This is a genomic window from Vibrio sp. 14G-20 (assembly GCF_026241515.1).
GTDB lineage: Bacteria > Pseudomonadota > Gammaproteobacteria > Enterobacterales > Vibrionaceae > Vibrio.
Genome location: NZ_JAPHPW010000019.1, coordinates 52796 through 70979, shown reverse-complemented (window position 1 = coordinate 70979; position 18184 = coordinate 52796). Strand labels below are relative to the sequence as shown.

Here is an 18184-nt window from a genome sequence, read left to right as displayed (position 1 = left end):
CCAATAAAAAAGGTTGATGCTTCCACATCAACCTTCTGTTTTTTTATTTAGAACTACTAACCAAGCTCACAGTCTTTAGGACGCAACTGAAACTCATCAATAGAGCCTATTTCCACTCCTGCCGACAGCTTATCTTCTTCCTGATGAGCATTACCATGAGCATGCATAATCAGACGATTCGCCGTGCGAGGTTTTAGCTGACTTACCACAAAGCGCATCATGTCTGAGCGAGTTAACCCCTTAAGGTCTTCCAATACGCGCTCTCTCTGGTTGAACTCAATATCCTTATTGCCAATCGCAACCCATAAGCGCTGAGCTCGTCCTCGCAAAGTCGTATCTGGTGTTGAAATCTGATTCCAGAGGCCGCGTTTACTGCTGTGCCATTGATAGTCGTTAAGCTCCAACAACACCATGTAAAACGCATTAAGGAACTCATCTATCGACGCTAATAAGTCGGCTGGAGCAGCATTAGGAGACTGCACATACAACACAATACCTGGGTGTCGGTTGAGCGGCATATTACCTGTGCCAACCATGTAGCCCAGTTGTTGTTTTGTGCGTATTTCATGGAAAAAAGTGGCCGACATCAAATGGTTTGCCAGTGAGTACAGCGCAATATTTTTAGGCGAAATATCTGGGCATTGGTAATAAACCACGATTGCCGAATCATCTTGGTTACACACCACTTCACGTTGGAAGCTGCCGTTTTCACCCAGCATGATGAGCGGACGCAGTGACTCTTCGTAAGCCTGATCTTGAACACGCAGTGCATCTTTCAGCGTTTCAGCCATCTTGTGTGCATCGGATTTTTTCCAGTCGCCATATACAAACATCTCAACATGAAGTTCCGCCAAAATAGCTTGAACAAAAGAAGAGAGCTCATCGACCTCTATCGTTTCTAGTGCCTCAATCAACACAGAATAGGGCGGGTTATTTGGCTGAAGTATCCCGGTCATCGCATTAAACAGCTGCGAGATAGGGCGATCTTGCGACGCGTTGTTCCAATTTCTGAGCAATTGATGCTTGATCGTCTCGAAGCGTGTTGGACTAAAATTACGAGCTTGGAAATGCTCAAGGATCATATTGAGCAACTGTGGCTGCTTCTCGCTGAACCCCGAAAGAGTCAGAGTCACGCCGCCTTGATGGGTATACATGTTGTAACCCATACCTGCAATTTCAGCCTGATAGGTATCTTTTTCAAGTGAATCCAAGAACATCTCTACACATAGGCGAGTTTTTACGATGTTTCTCGGGCTAGCGACCGAGTGAGGACTGTCGATAGCAACATACACTACCCCTTTCGGCACTCGAAATTGATGATCTTGCAAGTGCCACAGCTTAAAGCCATCGAGCTCTTCCAGTAGTTGTGGGTATTTAGCATCACCTTCTAGCTCAGTTGGGTCTAAGTCGTAGCAAATAAACGGGTTTTTGCTTGGCAATTCAAACTGCCAACCGGGGTTAATGCACGTAAAGCATTGAACTTGTTCTGCGCTAAAAGGTGTGACCGAGTAGGGCGTAAAATACCACTTCGCTTCCCTGTCATACTCGAACCCCTGAGCAACTATGGTCGCTCGCATGTTGTCGACGGTTAAGTAAGGCAGCAATGAACGTTGTAACTCGTCATCGAAATGCGACATTTTGTAATCGCCATACACCACATCTTGTTCTTGATAGTGCTGCATGTTGATAACGAGGTGGCTGACCACATCAAGCGGTCTTGCTGGCTCTTGAAAGCGGAAAGCAGACTCAAGAACGGCGCGTTTTTCTAGGTAGCGCCACTCCTCGATGCCTTGTTGCTCGACTAACTTGATGTACTGAAATATCGCTTGGATGATGTTATCGGTTTTGGTTAAACCTTCAATGGTCAACGAGCAACTGACTGTGAAATCACGATAGTTGCTGCCACTCGCGCCACCACCGGCAGAGAGGGATGTTATCCAGCCTTTCTCTTTGAGTTGCATCATCAAACTGCCTTCACCTTCGTAACCTAAAAGGTGGGCAAAGAACGACAAAGGCTTAACGCCGTAGTGTTCGTCCATGCTTGGCATTGGGAAGGTTAAGATCAGTTTGCGTACTTCCTTAACCGGCTCAACACGGACTTGTACACCTGTGCTTAACTCGCCAATAATCGGGACTTCTACCTTCTTGCCTTGGAGGTCGTGATTAGTAATAGAACTAAAGCGATCTTCCACCCAACTTTGCATCTCATCTAATGATTGATTGCCAGATAGTGTCAGCGTCATCAAGTCGGCTGAGTATTGCTGTTGGTGGAAAGCTAAGATCTCTTGCCGAATCGTCTCGCCGTTTCTGTCGCCCAACGTATCGATATTACCGACAGAAAACTTCGAGAATGGGTGATTGTGATTGACCAGTTCTTTGGTAACTTGGTACAAGCGTCGCGAATCGTCGTTGAGTTTCATCTTGTATTCGGAATCAACGGCTTGGCGTTCTTTGTCTAACGCTTCTTCGTTGAACAAGGGGGCGGTAAAAAATTGGCTGAAGCGATCGAGTGCGGTTTCAAAGGCATTTAATTCAACGTCAAAAAAGAAGCAGGTGTGTTCAGTTCCGGTCCAAGCATTGTTACTACCACCATGTTGACTGATAAAACTTTGAAACTCTCCGACCTTTGGATACTTTTCAGTTCCCAAAAATAGCATATGCTCTAAGTAGTGAGCTAAACCCTCTCGGTCTGTAGGGTCATCAAAATGCCCTACATTAACGGCTAATGCGGCTGCTGCTTTTTGAGCATTTTGGTCCTGAACTAACAGTACACGTAACCCGTTTTTTAAGGTTATGTAGCGGTATTGATGTTCATCATTGGGGCTTAAGTGCACAGGAGCATCTCCAGAGAAGGTGGTTTTTAAATTATGTACGCGATGATTTAAGGTGCAAACCTCGCGATCATATTTTGGGATATGAAGTGCTTTTTGGCGACTTCTAAATCACTTTTATCGATTTTTATCAGTGATTTATTTTCTTTTAACAAGATTGTTAAGAAAGTCGAACTCTTTAGCAAGTGACTTGATATAATTATTTATATAGACTGCGGTTTCTCTAGTTTGAGAGCCAAACGCTAAGTAGCGTATCGCTGATATGGGATATATCGACTTTCGAAATGTTACGTAGACAGGATTGAACATGAAAATATTCATTATGCGCCACGGTGAAGCAGAACATTTTGCGAACTCGGATGCAGAACGAGCGTTGACCAAGCGCGGGAAAATGGCTTCTCTTGCAGTGGCACAAGCTGCAAATGAGCAGGGGTTCAGCCAGTTCGATAAAGTGCTAGTGAGCCCATATTTAAGGGCACAAGAAACGTGGTTAGAGATCTCTCAGGCGTTTTCTGGAAAGAAAGTAGAAACCTGTGATGATATTACGCCTTACGGAATGTCCGACGATGTGTTTGATTTGACCTTAGCAATGGCTGAAGTAGAAAAACTAGAGACCATTTTATTTGTTTCTCATTTACCTCTAGTGGGCTACTTAACTGCGGAATTTGCAACGGGCATGGCACCGCCTATGTTCCCAACGTCAGGTTTAGCCTGTATTGAATTTGACCTTGAGACACAAAAGGGCGAGTTACTTTGGAACATTAATCCATAAGCTCGTTAAACTCGGTCGAATGACAAAGTCGAAGACAAATAGAAAGGGCATCTCAATATGATTGGGATGCCCTTTGTTGTTTTTTGTGTGAGAGAATTCGTAAACCAGAATTATTTCTCAGGAATCGAAAGCAAGACTAACAGCGCACCATTACCACCAAATTCTAAAGGTGCTTGGTGAAAAGCCATTACATCTGGGTGTTGTGCTAACCATAGAGGCACTTTTTGTTTAAGAATGTGCTTACCGATACCATGTTGCACGCAAGCACAAGCTACGCTCTCTTTAATGCAGTGAGCAATCATAGCTCCTAATTCGCGCTTTGCTTCTTGTTGTGTCATACCGTGCATATCAAGGTACACGTCAGGCACGTAAACACCGCGACGCAGTCGCTTGACTTCATATTTAGAGACATCATCACGCGCATAACGTGTTGGTCCTTCCTCACTAAGGTGCGGAATGAACTCATCCGAGAAATAAAACTCGCTATCACTGGCTTGTCTTGCCGTTCGAGTAATTTCTTTTTGCTTGGTATTTCTTTTTGGCTGCTGGACTATGGTATCCTGTTGCAACTTTTTAACGCCCTTTACTGCATCGTTGAACAGGGCGAAATCGTCATCGAAGTCGGTGTCTTTTTTGCTCATCAGGTTATGAATTCTAATTAGAAACGTAATTAGCAGTATTGTAGCGCTTTTCGGAGACAATTTTGGATAAGATTTTTGTAGAAGAAGCGGTATCAGAACTACACACGCTTCAAGATGTGATTCGTTGGACTGTTAGCCGCTTTAACGCAGCGGGCCTATTTTATGGTCACGGCACTGATAACGCGTGGGATGAGGCAGTACAACTTATCTTACCTACTCTTTATCTGCCGATTGATGTTCCTTCGCATGTGATGAACTCTCGTCTAACGAGCAGCGAACGTCTACGTATTGTTGAGCGCGTAATCAAGCGTATTAATGATCGTACACCAACGGCTTACTTAACCAACAAAGCTTGGTTCTGTGGTCTTGAGTTCTTCGTTGATGAACGTGTTCTTGTGCCTCGCTCTCCAATTGGTGAGCTGATCGAAGCTCAATTCCAACCTTGGTTAACTGAAGAGCCAACTCGCATCATGGATATGTGTACGGGTAGTGGTTGTATTGCTATTGCTTGTGCTCACGCATTCCCTGACGCTGAAGTAGACGCGATTGATATCTCTACAGACGCATTGCAAGTTGCAGAGCAGAACGTTCAAGATCACGGTATGGAGCAGCAAGTGTTCCCAATCCGTTCAGACCTTTTCCGTGATTTGCCAAAAGAAAAATACAATCTGATCGTATCTAACCCGCCTTACGTGGATGAAGAAGATATGAACAGCCTGCCAGAAGAGTTTACTCACGAGCCTGAGCTTGGCCTAGCAGCAGGTACAGATGGTCTGAAATTGGTTCGCCGTATCCTATCGAACGCACCAGATTACCTAACTGATGATGGTATTCTGATCTGTGAAGTGGGTAACTCAATGGTTCATATGATGGATCAGTACCCTGAGATTCCATTCACTTGGATTGAATTCTCAAACGGTGGTCATGGCGTATTCATGATCACTCGCGAGCAGCTTGTTGCTTGCGCTGATGAGTTTTCTATCTACAAAGACTAGGTAATGACGGCTAGTTTTTAGCTTAGTACTTGGTAAGACGTTCTATTTGAAACGTTTAAATTTAAACGCCATGCAGCAATGCATGGCGTTTTTTATTGCCGAAATTTAAGGGATAAGTAACCAACATAGAGTGAACGTGATCAATATTTAGTTGCTTAATATGAATAGCTATTACATATTGGTGCTTAATATTTAGTCGTTTTAGTGAGTTAAGGAGAATTCGCGATGAGCTTTGATACATGGATTTATTATTTATTAGCGGTGTTGATCTTAACGGCATCACCAGGCCCAAGCTCTTTATTGTGCATGACCAAGGGTGTGCAATCTGGTTTTAAGTTATCAATATTTACTGCCTTGGGTAGCTTGACCGCGATTACCGGAATTCTGACGTTATCGTTTACCGGTTTGGGTGTGATTATCGCTTCGTCTGAAGTGGTATTTAATGTCATAAAATGGACAGGTGCTGCTTACCTTATCTTCCTCGGTTGGAAATCTCTGCGCTCTAGCCAACAAGATTATGACCAATTATCTGCTCAACAAGGCGGGTCTCAATCTGTTAAAGAGAGCGCTGCAAAGCATTATGTTAGTGGCTTTATTGTTGGTGCGAGTAATCCGAAGGCGATTTTGTTTTTTACCGCACTTTTCCCTCAATTCATTGACCCATCGATCGCTCTGCTTCCACAATTTACCGTGTTTGCTTTGACCTTCGCAGTGATGGAATTGTCTTGGTTACTGGTGTATGCCTACTTGGGTGCGAAGTCGTCAAATTGGTTGTTTGCCAAAGGTCGAGCCAAGGTTTTCAATCGTGTCACTGGAGGCGTCTTTATTGGGGCTGGTGCACTGCTTTCGACGACCAGTCGAGCATAATTTTCTGTTTTATCAGAGAGGTGAATGATTACAGAATATTCTTGATGCTGTCATAAAAGGTTAATATTAATGTGCTTGCTGCTTTTAGCGAAAAGCCGATATATTGTAGTTACACCATCACGTTCTCAAGGAGAGACATATGCAGCATCAAGAAATGATTCAACACAGTAATTTTGGCGTAATCAGTCGTACTTGGATTTTCTCTACCCTTTCTCTAGTGGGTATTCTTGCTCTAATGTAGTCAGCTTCATGGCTCTATATTTTCAGTTTTTATTATGAAATCACTTGTTAAAAAGTCTTCAAAGTCAGAACTCTTTCTCTTATAAATGTGGCTTTTCTCATCAGGCTAGCCACTTAGTTTTTTCTCTTCGCAAAGTAATCAAGTTCTCTTCTCTCAACAAACTAGACACGTAACCCAATCTGAAGTTGTTACGAAACTGTGATAATCTTAAGTTATCTTTTATCTACAGTGTATCTCTCATGTCTGTCTGGGATTCTATTTCATTTAACAATCGATTTACCGCATTACCTCGACTGTTCTATACCCCAATTCAACCTACACCGCTCAGCAATGTCCAATGGCTCGCATGGAACCATAACCTTGCGAATCAACTCGGATTTCCGTTATTTGAGGATGCCTCTGAGGAATTGCTTGAGACGTTATCCGGCAATGTTGAACCTGAGCAATTCTCACCAGTAGCAATGAAATACGCAGGCCACCAGTTTGGCTCTTATAACCCTGATTTAGGTGATGGCAGAGGGCTGTTATTAGCTCAAGTTGTCGCTAAAAGTGGTGAAACGTTCGACTTACACCTTAAAGGTGCAGGTAAAACGCCTTATTCTCGTATGGGTGACGGGCGCGCTGTTATTCGATCAACCGTTCGTGAGTACTTATGTAGCGAGGCGATGGCCGGGCTTAATATCCCAACCACACGTGCGTTGGCCATGATGACCAGCGACACACCTGTTTATCGAGAGAAGCAAGAGTGGGGCGCATTGTTGGTGCGTGCTGCTGAGTCACACATCCGTTTCGGTCACTTTGAACATCTGTTTTATACCAATCAGTTGGCTGAGCATAAGTTGCTGGCCGATAAAGTCATTGAATGGCACTTCCCTGAGTGTTTGGATGTTGATAAACCTTACGCTGCTATGTTCAATGAGATTGTCGATCGTACTGCGGAAATGGTCGCGTTGTGGCAAGCGAATGGTTTTGCACATGGGGTGATGAACACGGATAACATGTCGATTATCGGCCAAACCTTCGATTACGGTCCGTTTGCTTTCCTAGATGAATATGATCCAAGATTGATCTGTAATCATTCGGACTACCAAGGTCGTTACGCTTTCAATCAACAACCTAGAATTGGATTGTGGAACCTGTCAGCTCTGGCTCACTCTCTGTCGCCGCTGGTGGAGAAAGCTGATTTAGAGGCAGCGTTAGAACAATACGAGCCACAAATGAACGGCTATTTCAGCCAGTTAATGCGTCGTAAGTTAGGGCTGCTTTCTAAACATGAAGGTGATAGCCGCTTGTTTGAGTCTATGTTCGAATTGATGTCGCAAAACAAAGTCGATTACCCAAGGTTCTTTAGAACGCTGTCTAACCTAGACACTTTGCCTGCGCAGGAAGTCATTGATTTAGTTCTCGATCGCGAGGCCGCAAAGCTATGGCTGGATAACTATTTGCAACGCTGTGAACTCGAAGAGAGGTCAGTAGCCGAGCGCTGTGAAAAGATGAGGCAGGTAAACCCTAAATACATCCTCAGAAATTACCTTGCTCAGCTGGCGATAGATAAAGCTGAGCGTGGTGATAGCAGTGATATTGACGCATTAATGGTGGTGTTGGCCGATCCTTATGCGGAACACCCTGACTACGAACACCTTGCTGCGTTACCACCCGAGTGGGGTAAAGCGATGGAGATAAGCTGCTCGTCGTAAATCGATTCGCCTATTCAAACGAGTGGATGGAGGTCACTTAGTTGTGATCTCTGTCTGTTTGTTCTTCTAATTTTACAAACATATCAATAATCAAACACTCGACCTGCCTATACACTATGTGAATAAGTTGTAAATTTAATAGGTTTGGGCGATGCCAACAAATACTCGAATTCTCGTGGTGGATGATGATCAAGAAATCCGCGAACTGCTGGAAGAGTACCTCACAAAATCGGGTTTTGATGTCTCCTCTGTTGGAGATGGTGTTGAACTCGAAACTTACCTGCAAAGCCAAGGTTACCCTGACCTGATTCTTCTTGATGTGATGCTACCCGGTGACGACGGATTTACCTTGTGCCAACGCGTCCGCAAACAATCGAATGTGCCTATCATTATGCTGACTGCGGTATCGGATGAAACCGACCAGATCATCGGCTTAGAAATTGGTGCGGATGACTATATCGCTAAGCCGTTTAGCCCTCGCCAGTTAATGGCGCGTATCAAAGCTTTATTACGTCGCGTTCAAGTCGTGGATGACAAACCCAATGATGCGTTGCCAAAGCAGATCATCTTTGGTGATTGGACGCTCGATACGCTCGCACATCGAATTTCCCACAATGAAAACTCAGAAGAGATGGACTTGTCGGGCAGTGATTTCTCATTGTTAATGTTGTTCCTTACTCGCCCTAATGAAGTGTTAGACCGAGATACCATCTCATTCGCAACCAGAGGCCGTGAAGCGCTGCCTTTTGAACGTGGCATTGATGTGCAGCTAAGTCGCTTGAGAAGCCGATTGGGCGACAGTGGCAAGTATCCTCACTACATCAAAACCATGCGCGGCAACGGCTACATTCTGGCTGTGCCTGTGCATTATGAGCACTGAGTAAGAAGTCCGTATGAAGTGGTTGAGAAGTTTAAAGCCAAATTCCTTGGTTGCTCGAACCTTGTTATTAACCTTGTTAGCGGTGGTCATTGCTCAAGGTATCGCAACCTCTATTTGGTATAGCGAATCTAAACATAAGGAATTGGAAGGGATTCGTTCGGCCTCATCGAGCATGGCGAACATGTTTGCTTCAACGGTGACTTTCTTCCAGTCTTTGCCCGTCAAATATCGCCATATCGTGTTAGACCAAATTCGAAATATGGGCGGGACGCGTTTCTTCGTCTCCTTCAATAAAGAGGCTTTGATTGTTGAACCGATCCCCGATACTCGCTTAAAAACAGCCTCGATAGAAGCCATAGAAAGTGTCTTGAGTAGCAAGCTCAATAAAGTGGAATCGGTACGTGTCGATTTCTCTCGCCCAGAGCATCTTCGATTACTTAAAAATGACATCTACTTGAGCGATCTCCCTCGATCATGGGCACATCACACATTAACCTTAGAACCTCTTAATCCTCCGATTCTGGTTGTGCAAATTGAGCTAGCTAGCCATGAATGGGTCTACATTGCAGCACTGTTGCCTGCACCTTACGTAAAACTGGATGACACTATTCTCGGTCGTGAACAGGTGATCTTCTTGCTCTCATCAACGCTGATTCTATTGGTGTTGACCTACTTAATGATTCGCCGCCAAGTGCGCCCGCTTAAAAAACTCGCAAGGGCAGCGAACGAGATGAGCATGGATATTCAGCAGCCGCCACTTAACGAAGAGGGAGCAACTGAACTGGTCACCGCAACTCGGGCTTTTAATCGAATGCAGCAGCGGATTCGTCGCTACGTTGCCGACAGAGAACACCTATTTTCTGCTATCTCTCATGATTTAAAGACACCGATCACTCGGCTTAGACTACGAGCCGAGCTATTGGAAAGCGAAGTAAAGAAAGACAAGTTCAATAAGGATTTGGATGAGCTTGAGATGATGGTTAAGGGCGCTTTACAAGCGGTAAGAGATACCGACCTTCACGAAAATAACGCCATTATCGACCTCAATGAGATGATGCTCTCCGTGATTGAATTGCACAACCAACATCAAACCTTGGTTGAGTTTGAGCCCATTGTGGTTGACCCGTTAGTCGCCAAACCACTAGCCATTAAACGTGTGCTCACCAATCTTATCGACAACGCGGTGAAATATGGAACATCAGCTGAGGTCGATATTAACAGTGATTCGGTGTGGGTTATCGTGACGATTCAAGATCACGGCAAAGGTATTCCTGAAGATAAACTTGAACTGGTGTTTGAACCATACTTTAGGCTTGCTACCGACGACCAAGGGCACGGTTTAGGGCTCGGGATCTGCCGAAATATCCTGCACGGACACGGCGGAGATCTCATTATTCGCAACTCTCCTAAAGGCGGCTTAGAGGCCAAAGTCTATATCCCTAGAGGCTTAGAAGTGTAATGTAACAATTGTGTTACATTGGGCTTACCTTTTGTTTCAATCCTAAAAATCAAAATAAGTAGACTCTTTATTGAACCGGACGTCGAGTCCGCTAAACATGGAAGATAATAATGAAAATCAATAAAACCCTACTTACTCTATCTCTTCTTGCTGCCTCAACATTTTCTCAAGCTGGTGAAGTGGAAGTGCTCCATTGGTGGACTGCCGGTGGCGAAGCAAAATCCGCTGCGGTACTGAAAGAGATGATTGAAGAACAAGGCCATACATGGAAAGACTTTGCAGTGGCTGGTGGCGGCGGTGAAAGTGCGATGACCGTTTTGAAAACGCGAGCAGTATCAGGCAACCCACCGTCTGCAGCGCAGATCAAAGGTCATGATATTCAAGAGTGGGGTGGTTTAGGTTTTCTAACGTCTCTCGATGCAACAGCAAAACAAGAACAGTGGGATGAACTACTGCCAGAAGTTGTCACTAAAGTGATGAAGTGGGACGGCGAATATGTAGCGGTTCCTGTTAACGTTCACCGTGTTAACTGGCTTTGGGCTAACCCTGTTGTTTTAGAAAAATCAGGCGTAACAGTTCCAACCACATTAGACGAGTTCTTTGTTGCGGCAGACAAGATCAAAGCGGCTGGCTTTATTCCTCTGGCTCACGGTGGCCAACCTTGGCAAGACGCGACAGTCTTCGAAGCGGTAGCACTTGATGTACTAGGCAGTGAAGACTACAACAAAGCGTTCGTTGATCTTGATATGGACGTTTTATCTGGCGACAAAATGGTGGAAGTGTTCACCAAGTTTAAAAAGATGCGTGACTACATCGACAGCAACTCTCCAGGTCGTGATTGGAACGTCGCAACTTCAATGGTTATCAATGGCGAAGCCGCGATGCAAATCATGGGTGACTGGGCGAAAGGTGAGTTTACTGCAGCAGGCAAAGTGCCGGGTAAAGACTACATCTGTGCACCAGCTCCGGGCACTGACGGCCAATTTACCTTCAACATCGATAGCTTTGCGTTCTTTGAGTTGAGTGACAAAGAGAACCAAAAAGCGCAGCAAGATCTCGCGAAAACCATTCTTACCAAAGATTTCCAAGAAGTCTTCAACCTGAACAAAGGCTCAATACCAGTACGTCTCGATATGGACATGTCTAAGTTCGACCAATGTGCGTTGGATTCAATGGCAACCTTCAAAGCGAGTGCTGAATCTGGCGATCTTGTTCCGAGTATGGCTCACGGCCTAGCGACGACAAGTTACGCTCAAGGCGCTATCTATGACGTAGTGACCAACTTCTTCAATGAGAAAGATGCCGATCCAAAAGAAGCGGCAGCTAAGTTAGCGAAAGCAGTGAAAGCGGCTATCTAATCTCACTTGGTTTAACACCAAACCCCCAGGGTGGGTAGGCTCCTAGGGAGTCTACCTGCTCTTCATTCCCAATTCTAATATGCGTGATGCTGATGTGGTGCCGAGAGGTAAGCCATCGGCTCAATTGTGCAACAAGGATAAGTTATGGAGCATGTTTTGACTGAGTCGACTCCAAAACCCACAAGGAGCCAGCCTGCGCCCAAGCCTAGCTTTGCTGACAGGTTGCAACATTGGTTACCCAAGATTGTACTGGCGCCGACTGCGTTAGTGACCGTGGTGTGTATCTACGGCTATATATTCTGGACGGCGGCGCTGTCGTTCACGAATTCTCGATTTTTACCGAGCTTCAACTTTGTCGGTTTAGCTCAATATGAAAAGCTGATGGACAACGATCGCTGGATAACCTCAATCACCAACCTTGGTGTGTTTGGTTTTCTGTTCATGGCGATTGCTATCTTGTTAGGTGTGGGCTTGGCGGTATTGCTTGACCAGAACATCCGCCAAGAAGGCGCGATTCGTACCATCTATTTATACCCAATGGCCTTGTCATTCATCGTGACGGGTACCGCTTGGAAATGGATTCTCAATCCGGGGCTTGGTATTGAAAAACTAATGCAAGATTGGGGCTTTACCGACTTTAAATTTGATTGGTTGGTCGACTCTGAAATGTCGGTCTACACCTTAGTGATTGCGGCGCTTTGGCAGTCTTCAGGCTTTGTGATGGCGATGTTCCTAGCAGGTCTTCGTGGCATTGATTCTTCAATCATCAAAGCCGCTCAAATTGATGGGGCAAGCTTACCCACTATTTATCTCAAAATCATTCTGCCTTGCTTGCGTCCTGTGGTTTTCAGTGCGGTGATCATCACCTCACACATTGCGATTAAGAGTTTCGACCTTGTGACCGCGATGACAGCGGGTGGCCCAGGTTATTCATCGGATCTTCCTGCGCTATTCATGTACGCACACTCGTTTACGCGTGGACAAATCGGCCTTGGTGCTGCCAGTGCGATGATGATGCTTGCCGGTATCTTAGCGATTCTCGTGCCTTATCTTTACTCTGAACTTAGGGAGAAAAAGTCATGATGAATAACATCAACTTTGCTCGAATGTTTATCTATTCAGCACTGCTTTTCTTCTGCTTAGTTTATTTAATGCCATTGTTCGTAATGGTACTGACCTCATTCAAAACTCTGCCAGACATTAAGGCGGGTAACTTGATGAGTTTGCCGAAAGAGTGGGTGTTTGATGCTTGGTATAAAGCGTGGGACACCGCGTGTACGGGCGTTAAATGTGAAGGCATCAAAGGCTACTTTTGGAACTCATTCCAAATGGTGATTCCAGCGGTCGCTATCTCAACATTACTCGGTGCATTCAACGGCTATGTGGTCACTAAGTGGCAGTTCCGAGGCTCAAACCTGTTCTTTAGTTTGTTGTTGTTTGGTTGCTTTATCCCATTCCAAGTCGTGCTTCTGCCAATGGCGACCATGCTCGGCAAGATGGGTTTAGCAAACACGACCATCGGTTTGGTGATTGTGCATGTTATCTACGGCATGGCGTTTACGACTCTGTTTTTCCGTAACTTCTACATCTCGATTCCGGATGAATTGATCAAAGCAGCAAAACTGGATGGTGCGGGCTTCTTCACCATTTTCTTTAAGATCTTATTACCGATCTCAACACCTATCATCATGGTGACGGTGATCTGGCAGTTCACTGCTATCTGGAACGATTTCTTGTTCGGGGTGGTGTATTCAGGCTCAGAGACTCAACCAATCACCGTGGCATTAAACAACTTAGTCAACACCAGCACGGGCGTTAAAGAATATAACGTCGATATGGCGGCCGCGATCATCGCCGCATTGCCAACGCTGTTGGTGTATGTCTTCGCAGGAAAATATTTTGTTCGTGGCCTAACGGCAGGATCAGTAAAAGGATAATTACCCATGGCAACATTAGATTTAAAACAGATCCGTAAAACCTATCGCAACGCGGACAACGAAACGTTAAAGGGCATCGACATCAGTATCGATTCGGGGGAATTTTTGATACTTGTCGGCCCTTCGGGGTGTGGAAAATCCACCCTAATGAACACCATTGCTGGGCTAGAAAATATTAGCTCGGGTGAAATCGTGATTGATGGTGTTGACGTGGCTCAGGTTGAACCCAAAGACCGCGACATCGCGATGGTATTTCAGTCTTACGCGTTATATCCAAACATGACGGTACGCGGCAATATCGCCTTCGGCTTGAAGATTCGTAAGATGCCACAAGACGAAATCGATGCAGAAGTGAATCGAGTTGCTGAAATGCTTCAAATCGAAAAACTGCTTGATCGTAAACCATCACAGCTATCTGGTGGTCAGCGTCAACGTGTCGCGATGGGGCGTGCTTTGGCGCGTCGTCCTAAGCTGTATCTGTTCGATGAGCCACTTTCTAATTTGGATGCCAAGCTGCGTGTTGAGATGCGTCACCAGATTAAACGCCTTCACCAAAAGCTGAACACCACCATTGTTTACGTGACTCATGATCAGATCGAGGCAATGACTCTGGCTGATCGTATCGCAGTAATGAAAGATGGTGAATTGCAGCAACTTGGCACACCGCAAGAGATCTACACCAAGCCAAATAATATGTTCGTGGCGGGCTTTATGGGGTCACCGTCAATGAACTTCATTAAGACTATGGTGGATTTGGATGATGATCAGAATCCGATCATCAAAGTAACGGGTACGGCTGAACAAGAGCACCATATTCGCTTGCCACAAAGCATGCGTGAGCAAGATGGCAAAGAAGTGGTGATTGGCCTGCGCCCTGAACATATTACCGAGCAGGAAAGTGAAGATGTGTCGGCAACGACCAAGCTAGACTTGCAGTTAGAAGTGCTAGAACCAACAGGGCCAGATACGATTGCGATGGTGAAAGTGAACGACCAAGAAGTGGCTTGTCGCTTGTCGCCAGAATTTGAAGTGTCAGTTGGGCAGATGGCGCCGCTGCATTTTGATTTATCAAAGGCGGTATTCTTTGATGCTCAGACTGAAGCGAGAATTGATTTCTAGTTTTTTGAGACAGTAGCTCAATGAGAGGCTAAGCTTAAACAAAGACAGTATCACTCACTTATAATAAGTAACGTGATGCTGTCTTTTTTGTTGTTTTAGCCTGTTTTATTTCCTCACGAAAACAGAGGGATAAACGAGATAAATGGATTAACTGCAATAATATCGCTAAATAGCCTCCGTTAGCTCTATAAAGCTGACCGAGAACAGCGTAGGATCGCGCTACTTTAGACCAAATACTAGGTTGCACATTAGTGCATAAACAGAAGAATACATGAAACTAACAGCAAAACCCTCAGCTAGTAACGCTTTACTTATTTCTATTACGACACCGGACTTCAAAGGTGATGAAGCAAAAGAGTCTCTTGCCGAACTTGCTCGCTTAGTAACAACCCTAGGGTTTAAAGTGGTCGGTACACAATCACAGCACCACAGTTCAACACAACGACAAAATGTGTTGGGCGCAGGTAAGCTTGCAGAAATTGCACACTTAACCGGTTACCAAGGTTCGATTGAAGAAGCTGAAGACGAAGATTTTATCGATGAATCCTTTGATTTTCGCGCTGGTATCGATGAGTTAGATTTTGATGATCTTCCATCTGAAGACGTGGAGTTTGGTACTGCTGACGTAGTGGTATTTGACTGTGATTTGAGCCCATCTCAGCTGCGTAATGTAGAAGCGCATTTGGGTGTCGAGGTGTTTGACCGTACTGGTATCATCATCGAGATCTTTAGCCGTCATGCTCGTACTCGTACCGCACGTCTGCAAGTTGAAATCGCTCGTCTAAACTACCTAGTGCCTCGACTGCGTGAAACGGCCGACGGTGATAAAGAGCGCCAAATGGGTCAGGGTGCTGGTGAAACTTCGCTAGAGCTAGACCGCCGTAAAGTTCGTGATCAAATTGCTGCGCTTAAGCGTGAGCTGGTTAGCGTTCAAGACGAAATGAAGAACCGACGCACACAGCGTTCGGAGCTTTTCACTGTTGCTCTGGTTGGCTACACCAACGCGGGTAAATCTTCGATGATGCGCGCTATGACAGCAACCGAAGTGAGCGGTGAAGATAAGCTTTTCGCTACTCTAGACACCACGGTTCGTGCTCTTCAGCCTATCACTCAGCCACGTATCCTAGTGTCAGATACGGTGGGTTTCATCAAGAAACTGCCACACGATCTGGTTGCTTCATTCCACTCAACACTCGCAGAAGCGCACGATGCTTCGTTACTGCTTTATGTGGTTGATGCTTCAGACGTCTCATTCCGCGCACAGCTTGATGTGGTACATGAAGTATTAGCGCAAGTGGGCGTTGAAGGCAGCGAAAAACTATTGGTACTGAACAAGTGCGATAGATTGAGCGAAGAAGAGCAGTTAGAGCTGATTGAAGAATTCCCAGATGCGATGCTGACCTCGACTCGTGACCCGCTCGATATCACCAAACTGCATAAGTATATCGTTGGTGTAGCTGAACAAGGCATGATCGAAGAAGAGATCACGATTCCTTATTCTGGACAAGGCATCATTGGTGAGATTCGCTCAAACATGAGTGTGGTGAAGGAAGAGTACGACTACGAGTGCATCAAGTTGACTGTACGTTCAAGTGCAATTGATTTAGCACGCTTGAAAAAGCGTATGCAGAAGTCTTAATCTTTTAGCTAGCTCGAAAAGAACAACCAAAAGAAAAGCGACCCGATAAGGTCGCTTTTTTGTTTCCTGTCGCTGAGTAATTAGTTACTCGTCAACTAGCTCATTTACGCCATTCTTTGAGTTGGCTTCCAACGTGCTAGTTCTGGGTCAAGTTTGATACCTTGCGAAGTCAGCAGGTTAACACGTGCTAAGTAAGCCGCACCGTGCATCAGGTGCTTAGCAAGATCGACCGCATTACGCTGTTGGTAATCATCTAGATAGCTGTCTTTTGCCCATGCGTTGAATGCGCCAAGTGCGGGGCCTGCCCATACTTGGTAATCCATTTCACGACCTTGTTCGCCAGTGTTTGACCAGCGGCTAGAAAGGCCCAAGTACCAGCGGAAAATTAGTGCCATTTTACGCTTCGGATTGCCTTCAGCACGTTCGATCTGTTTCGGGTCACGCTCGTTAAAGTGCGCGACTGTACCTGCCCAGATGTCATCCAATGTTGAACGGAATACCTGTTTCTCCAGCTTTTGACGTTCTTCAGCTGGAATCGCTTCAATTGAATCGTAACGCGTGTAGATTTCGTAAAGCTTGTTTGCTCGCATTGGGAACAAGGTACCGCGCTTAACCACTTGCAGCTTCACGCCCATTTCGAACATGTCTGCCGCCGGAGCCATAGTTACGTCAGCCATTTCAGTTGTCGAAAGCAGCTTGCGTGTGTGTTCGCTCGCGCCAGCCTCAACACAGGCTTGGTTGATAGAACCAGTAACAATGTATGCCGCGCCCATGTTAAACGTCGCTAGAGCAGCGTCAGGTGTGCCGACGCCACCACCACAACCAACGCGCAGCGGTGTTTTGAATTGGTACTGAGCTTGGATCTGTTCTTTCAACGCAAGAATCGTTGGTAACAGGGTAACCAGAGGGCGGTTATCGGTGTGGCCACCAGAATCCGCTTCTGCAGTAATGTCATCCGCCATTGGAACCAACTGTGCTAGCTCCATCTGTTCTGCTGTGATTCGACCTTCATCAACCAAAGCTTGTAGCATTTTCACAGGAGCAGGCTGCATGAATTTGCTTGCCACTTCGGTACGGCTCACTTTTGCGATGACTTTGTTGCCGATCTGGATTTCACCTTTTGCATCACGGCTAAGGCCAGCAGCACGATAGTGAACGATTTGCGGTGTTAAACCTAAGAAGGCTGAAGCCTCAACTGTTTTTACTTTGTGCTTCAAAAACAGCTCTACACTGCCACGTTCTAGTGCAGGTTCACTTGGGCTGTGAATCAGGTTAAACGCGTAAGGGCCGTTTGGTAGCGCTGCTTGAATGCGGTTGATCGCTTGTTCAACGCGAGACGGGATCAAGCCCGCCGCGCCAAATGAACAAAGAATGCCAGCCTGACCCAGTGCAATTACAAGCTCTTCAGATGAGATGCCGTTAGCCATTGCGCCTGCATAGTACGCGTATTTTACGCCATGGCAGCGACGAAACTCTTCGTCGCCTAGGCTTTGTGTGCCCAATGCCGGAGCAAAGGCGCTAACAGGTTGACTGTTCGCTGCACTTGCTGAATCACCCGATGTAATCTCAGCTTGTTGGCTTACGCCTAAGCCTTTTTCTGGGTGGTTCACTACGTAACAAGCAAGGCTTAAGTCTTTTAAGATTGTCGACATTGCCGCGCTATCAAAGTGAGTTGTGTTCTCTTCAATCTGCCAAGGCCACGGAGATAGCTTTTCGTTATTAATTGTAGTTTGAGTTGTCATACTAAA

At 45.6% G+C, this 18184-nt stretch carries 14 protein-coding genes; 11 read left to right on the top strand and 3 right to left on the bottom strand.

Annotated features, from left to right (window positions below):
* Nucleotides 1–56: 56 nt before the first annotated feature.
* Nucleotides 57–2834 (bottom strand): insulinase family protein, encoded by a 2778-nt coding sequence (locus OQJ75_RS16405; RefSeq protein ID WP_265974068.1) that lies wholly within the window; start codon nt 2832–2834, stop codon nt 57–59.
* A gap of 304 nt (nt 2835–3138) precedes the next feature.
* On the opposite strand from OQJ75_RS16405, the gene sixA reads away from it, so the two are divergent.
* Nucleotides 3139–3603: a phosphohistidine phosphatase SixA gene (gene sixA / locus OQJ75_RS16400; protein ID WP_017073606.1), complete on the top strand. Its 465-nt coding sequence runs from the start codon at nt 3139–3141 to the stop codon at nt 3601–3603.
* Nucleotides 3604–3713: 110 nt separating this feature from the next.
* On the opposite strand, the gene smrB is transcribed toward sixA, so the two are convergent.
* A complete protein-coding gene (gene smrB / locus OQJ75_RS16395; protein ID WP_248374319.1) occupies nt 3714–4244 on the bottom strand; it encodes an endonuclease SmrB in 531 nt (176 codons plus the stop codon).
* A 62-nt stretch (nt 4245–4306) separates the two neighbouring features.
* Between smrB and prmB the strand changes: the two genes are divergently transcribed.
* The 10 genes from prmB to hflX all read left to right on the top strand — a co-directional run bounded on the left by prmB (nt 4307) and on the right by hflX (nt 16436).
* Nucleotides 4307–5239 (top strand): 50S ribosomal protein L3 N(5)-glutamine methyltransferase, encoded by a 933-nt coding sequence (gene prmB, locus OQJ75_RS16390; RefSeq protein WP_146456864.1) that lies wholly within the window; start codon nt 4307–4309, stop codon nt 5237–5239.
* Between the two features lie 225 nt (nt 5240–5464).
* Nucleotides 5465–6106: a LysE family translocator gene (locus OQJ75_RS16385; protein ID WP_248374320.1), complete on the top strand. Its 642-nt coding sequence runs from the start codon at nt 5465–5467 to the stop codon at nt 6104–6106.
* Between the two features lie 480 nt (nt 6107–6586).
* Nucleotides 6587–8044, top strand: a complete 1458-nt coding sequence (locus tag OQJ75_RS16380) for a protein adenylyltransferase SelO (RefSeq protein ID WP_265974067.1) — start codon at nt 6587–6589, stop codon at nt 8042–8044.
* A gap of 151 nt (nt 8045–8195) precedes the next feature.
* Nucleotides 8196–8924, top strand: a complete 729-nt coding sequence (locus OQJ75_RS16375; RefSeq protein ID WP_265974066.1) for a response regulator — start codon at nt 8196–8198, stop codon at nt 8922–8924.
* Between the two features lie 13 nt (nt 8925–8937).
* Nucleotides 8938–10383 carry an ATP-binding protein gene (locus OQJ75_RS16370; RefSeq protein ID WP_265974065.1) on the top strand — a complete coding sequence of 482 codons (1446 nt, stop codon included), beginning with the start codon at nt 8938–8940 and terminating at the stop codon, nt 10381–10383.
* A 110-nt stretch (nt 10384–10493) separates the two neighbouring features.
* Nucleotides 10494–11741 (top strand): ABC transporter substrate-binding protein, encoded by a 1248-nt coding sequence (locus OQJ75_RS16365; protein WP_048664276.1) that lies wholly within the window; start codon nt 10494–10496, stop codon nt 11739–11741.
* 144 nt (nt 11742–11885) lie between these two features.
* Nucleotides 11886–12824, top strand: coding sequence for a carbohydrate ABC transporter permease (locus OQJ75_RS16360; protein WP_017060634.1), 939 nt, complete (start codon nt 11886–11888; stop codon nt 12822–12824).
* Entirely contained in the window at nt 12821–13678 is an 858-nt protein-coding gene (locus OQJ75_RS16355) for a carbohydrate ABC transporter permease (protein WP_048661487.1), read from the top strand. Before OQJ75_RS16360 ends, OQJ75_RS16355 begins: the two co-directional genes overlap by 4 nt.
* 6 nt (nt 13679–13684) lie before the next feature.
* Nucleotides 13685–14797 carry an ABC transporter ATP-binding protein gene (locus tag OQJ75_RS16350; RefSeq protein ID WP_265974064.1) on the top strand — a complete coding sequence of 371 codons (1113 nt, stop codon included), beginning with the start codon at nt 13685–13687 and terminating at the stop codon, nt 14795–14797.
* A 271-nt stretch (nt 14798–15068) separates the two neighbouring features.
* The gene (gene hflX / locus OQJ75_RS16345) at nt 15069–16436 is read left to right on the top strand and encodes a GTPase HflX (RefSeq protein ID WP_017071725.1); all 1368 of its coding nucleotides are present in this window, start codon (nt 15069–15071) and stop codon (nt 16434–16436) included.
* Nucleotides 16437–16540: 104 nt separating this feature from the next.
* Here hflX and pfaD read toward each other — a convergent pair whose 3' ends face one another.
* Nucleotides 16541–18178: an eicosapentaenoate synthase subunit PfaD gene (gene pfaD / locus OQJ75_RS16340; protein ID WP_265974063.1), complete on the bottom strand. Its 1638-nt coding sequence runs from the start codon at nt 18176–18178 to the stop codon at nt 16541–16543.
* Between the last annotated feature and the right edge of the window lie 6 nt (nt 18179–18184).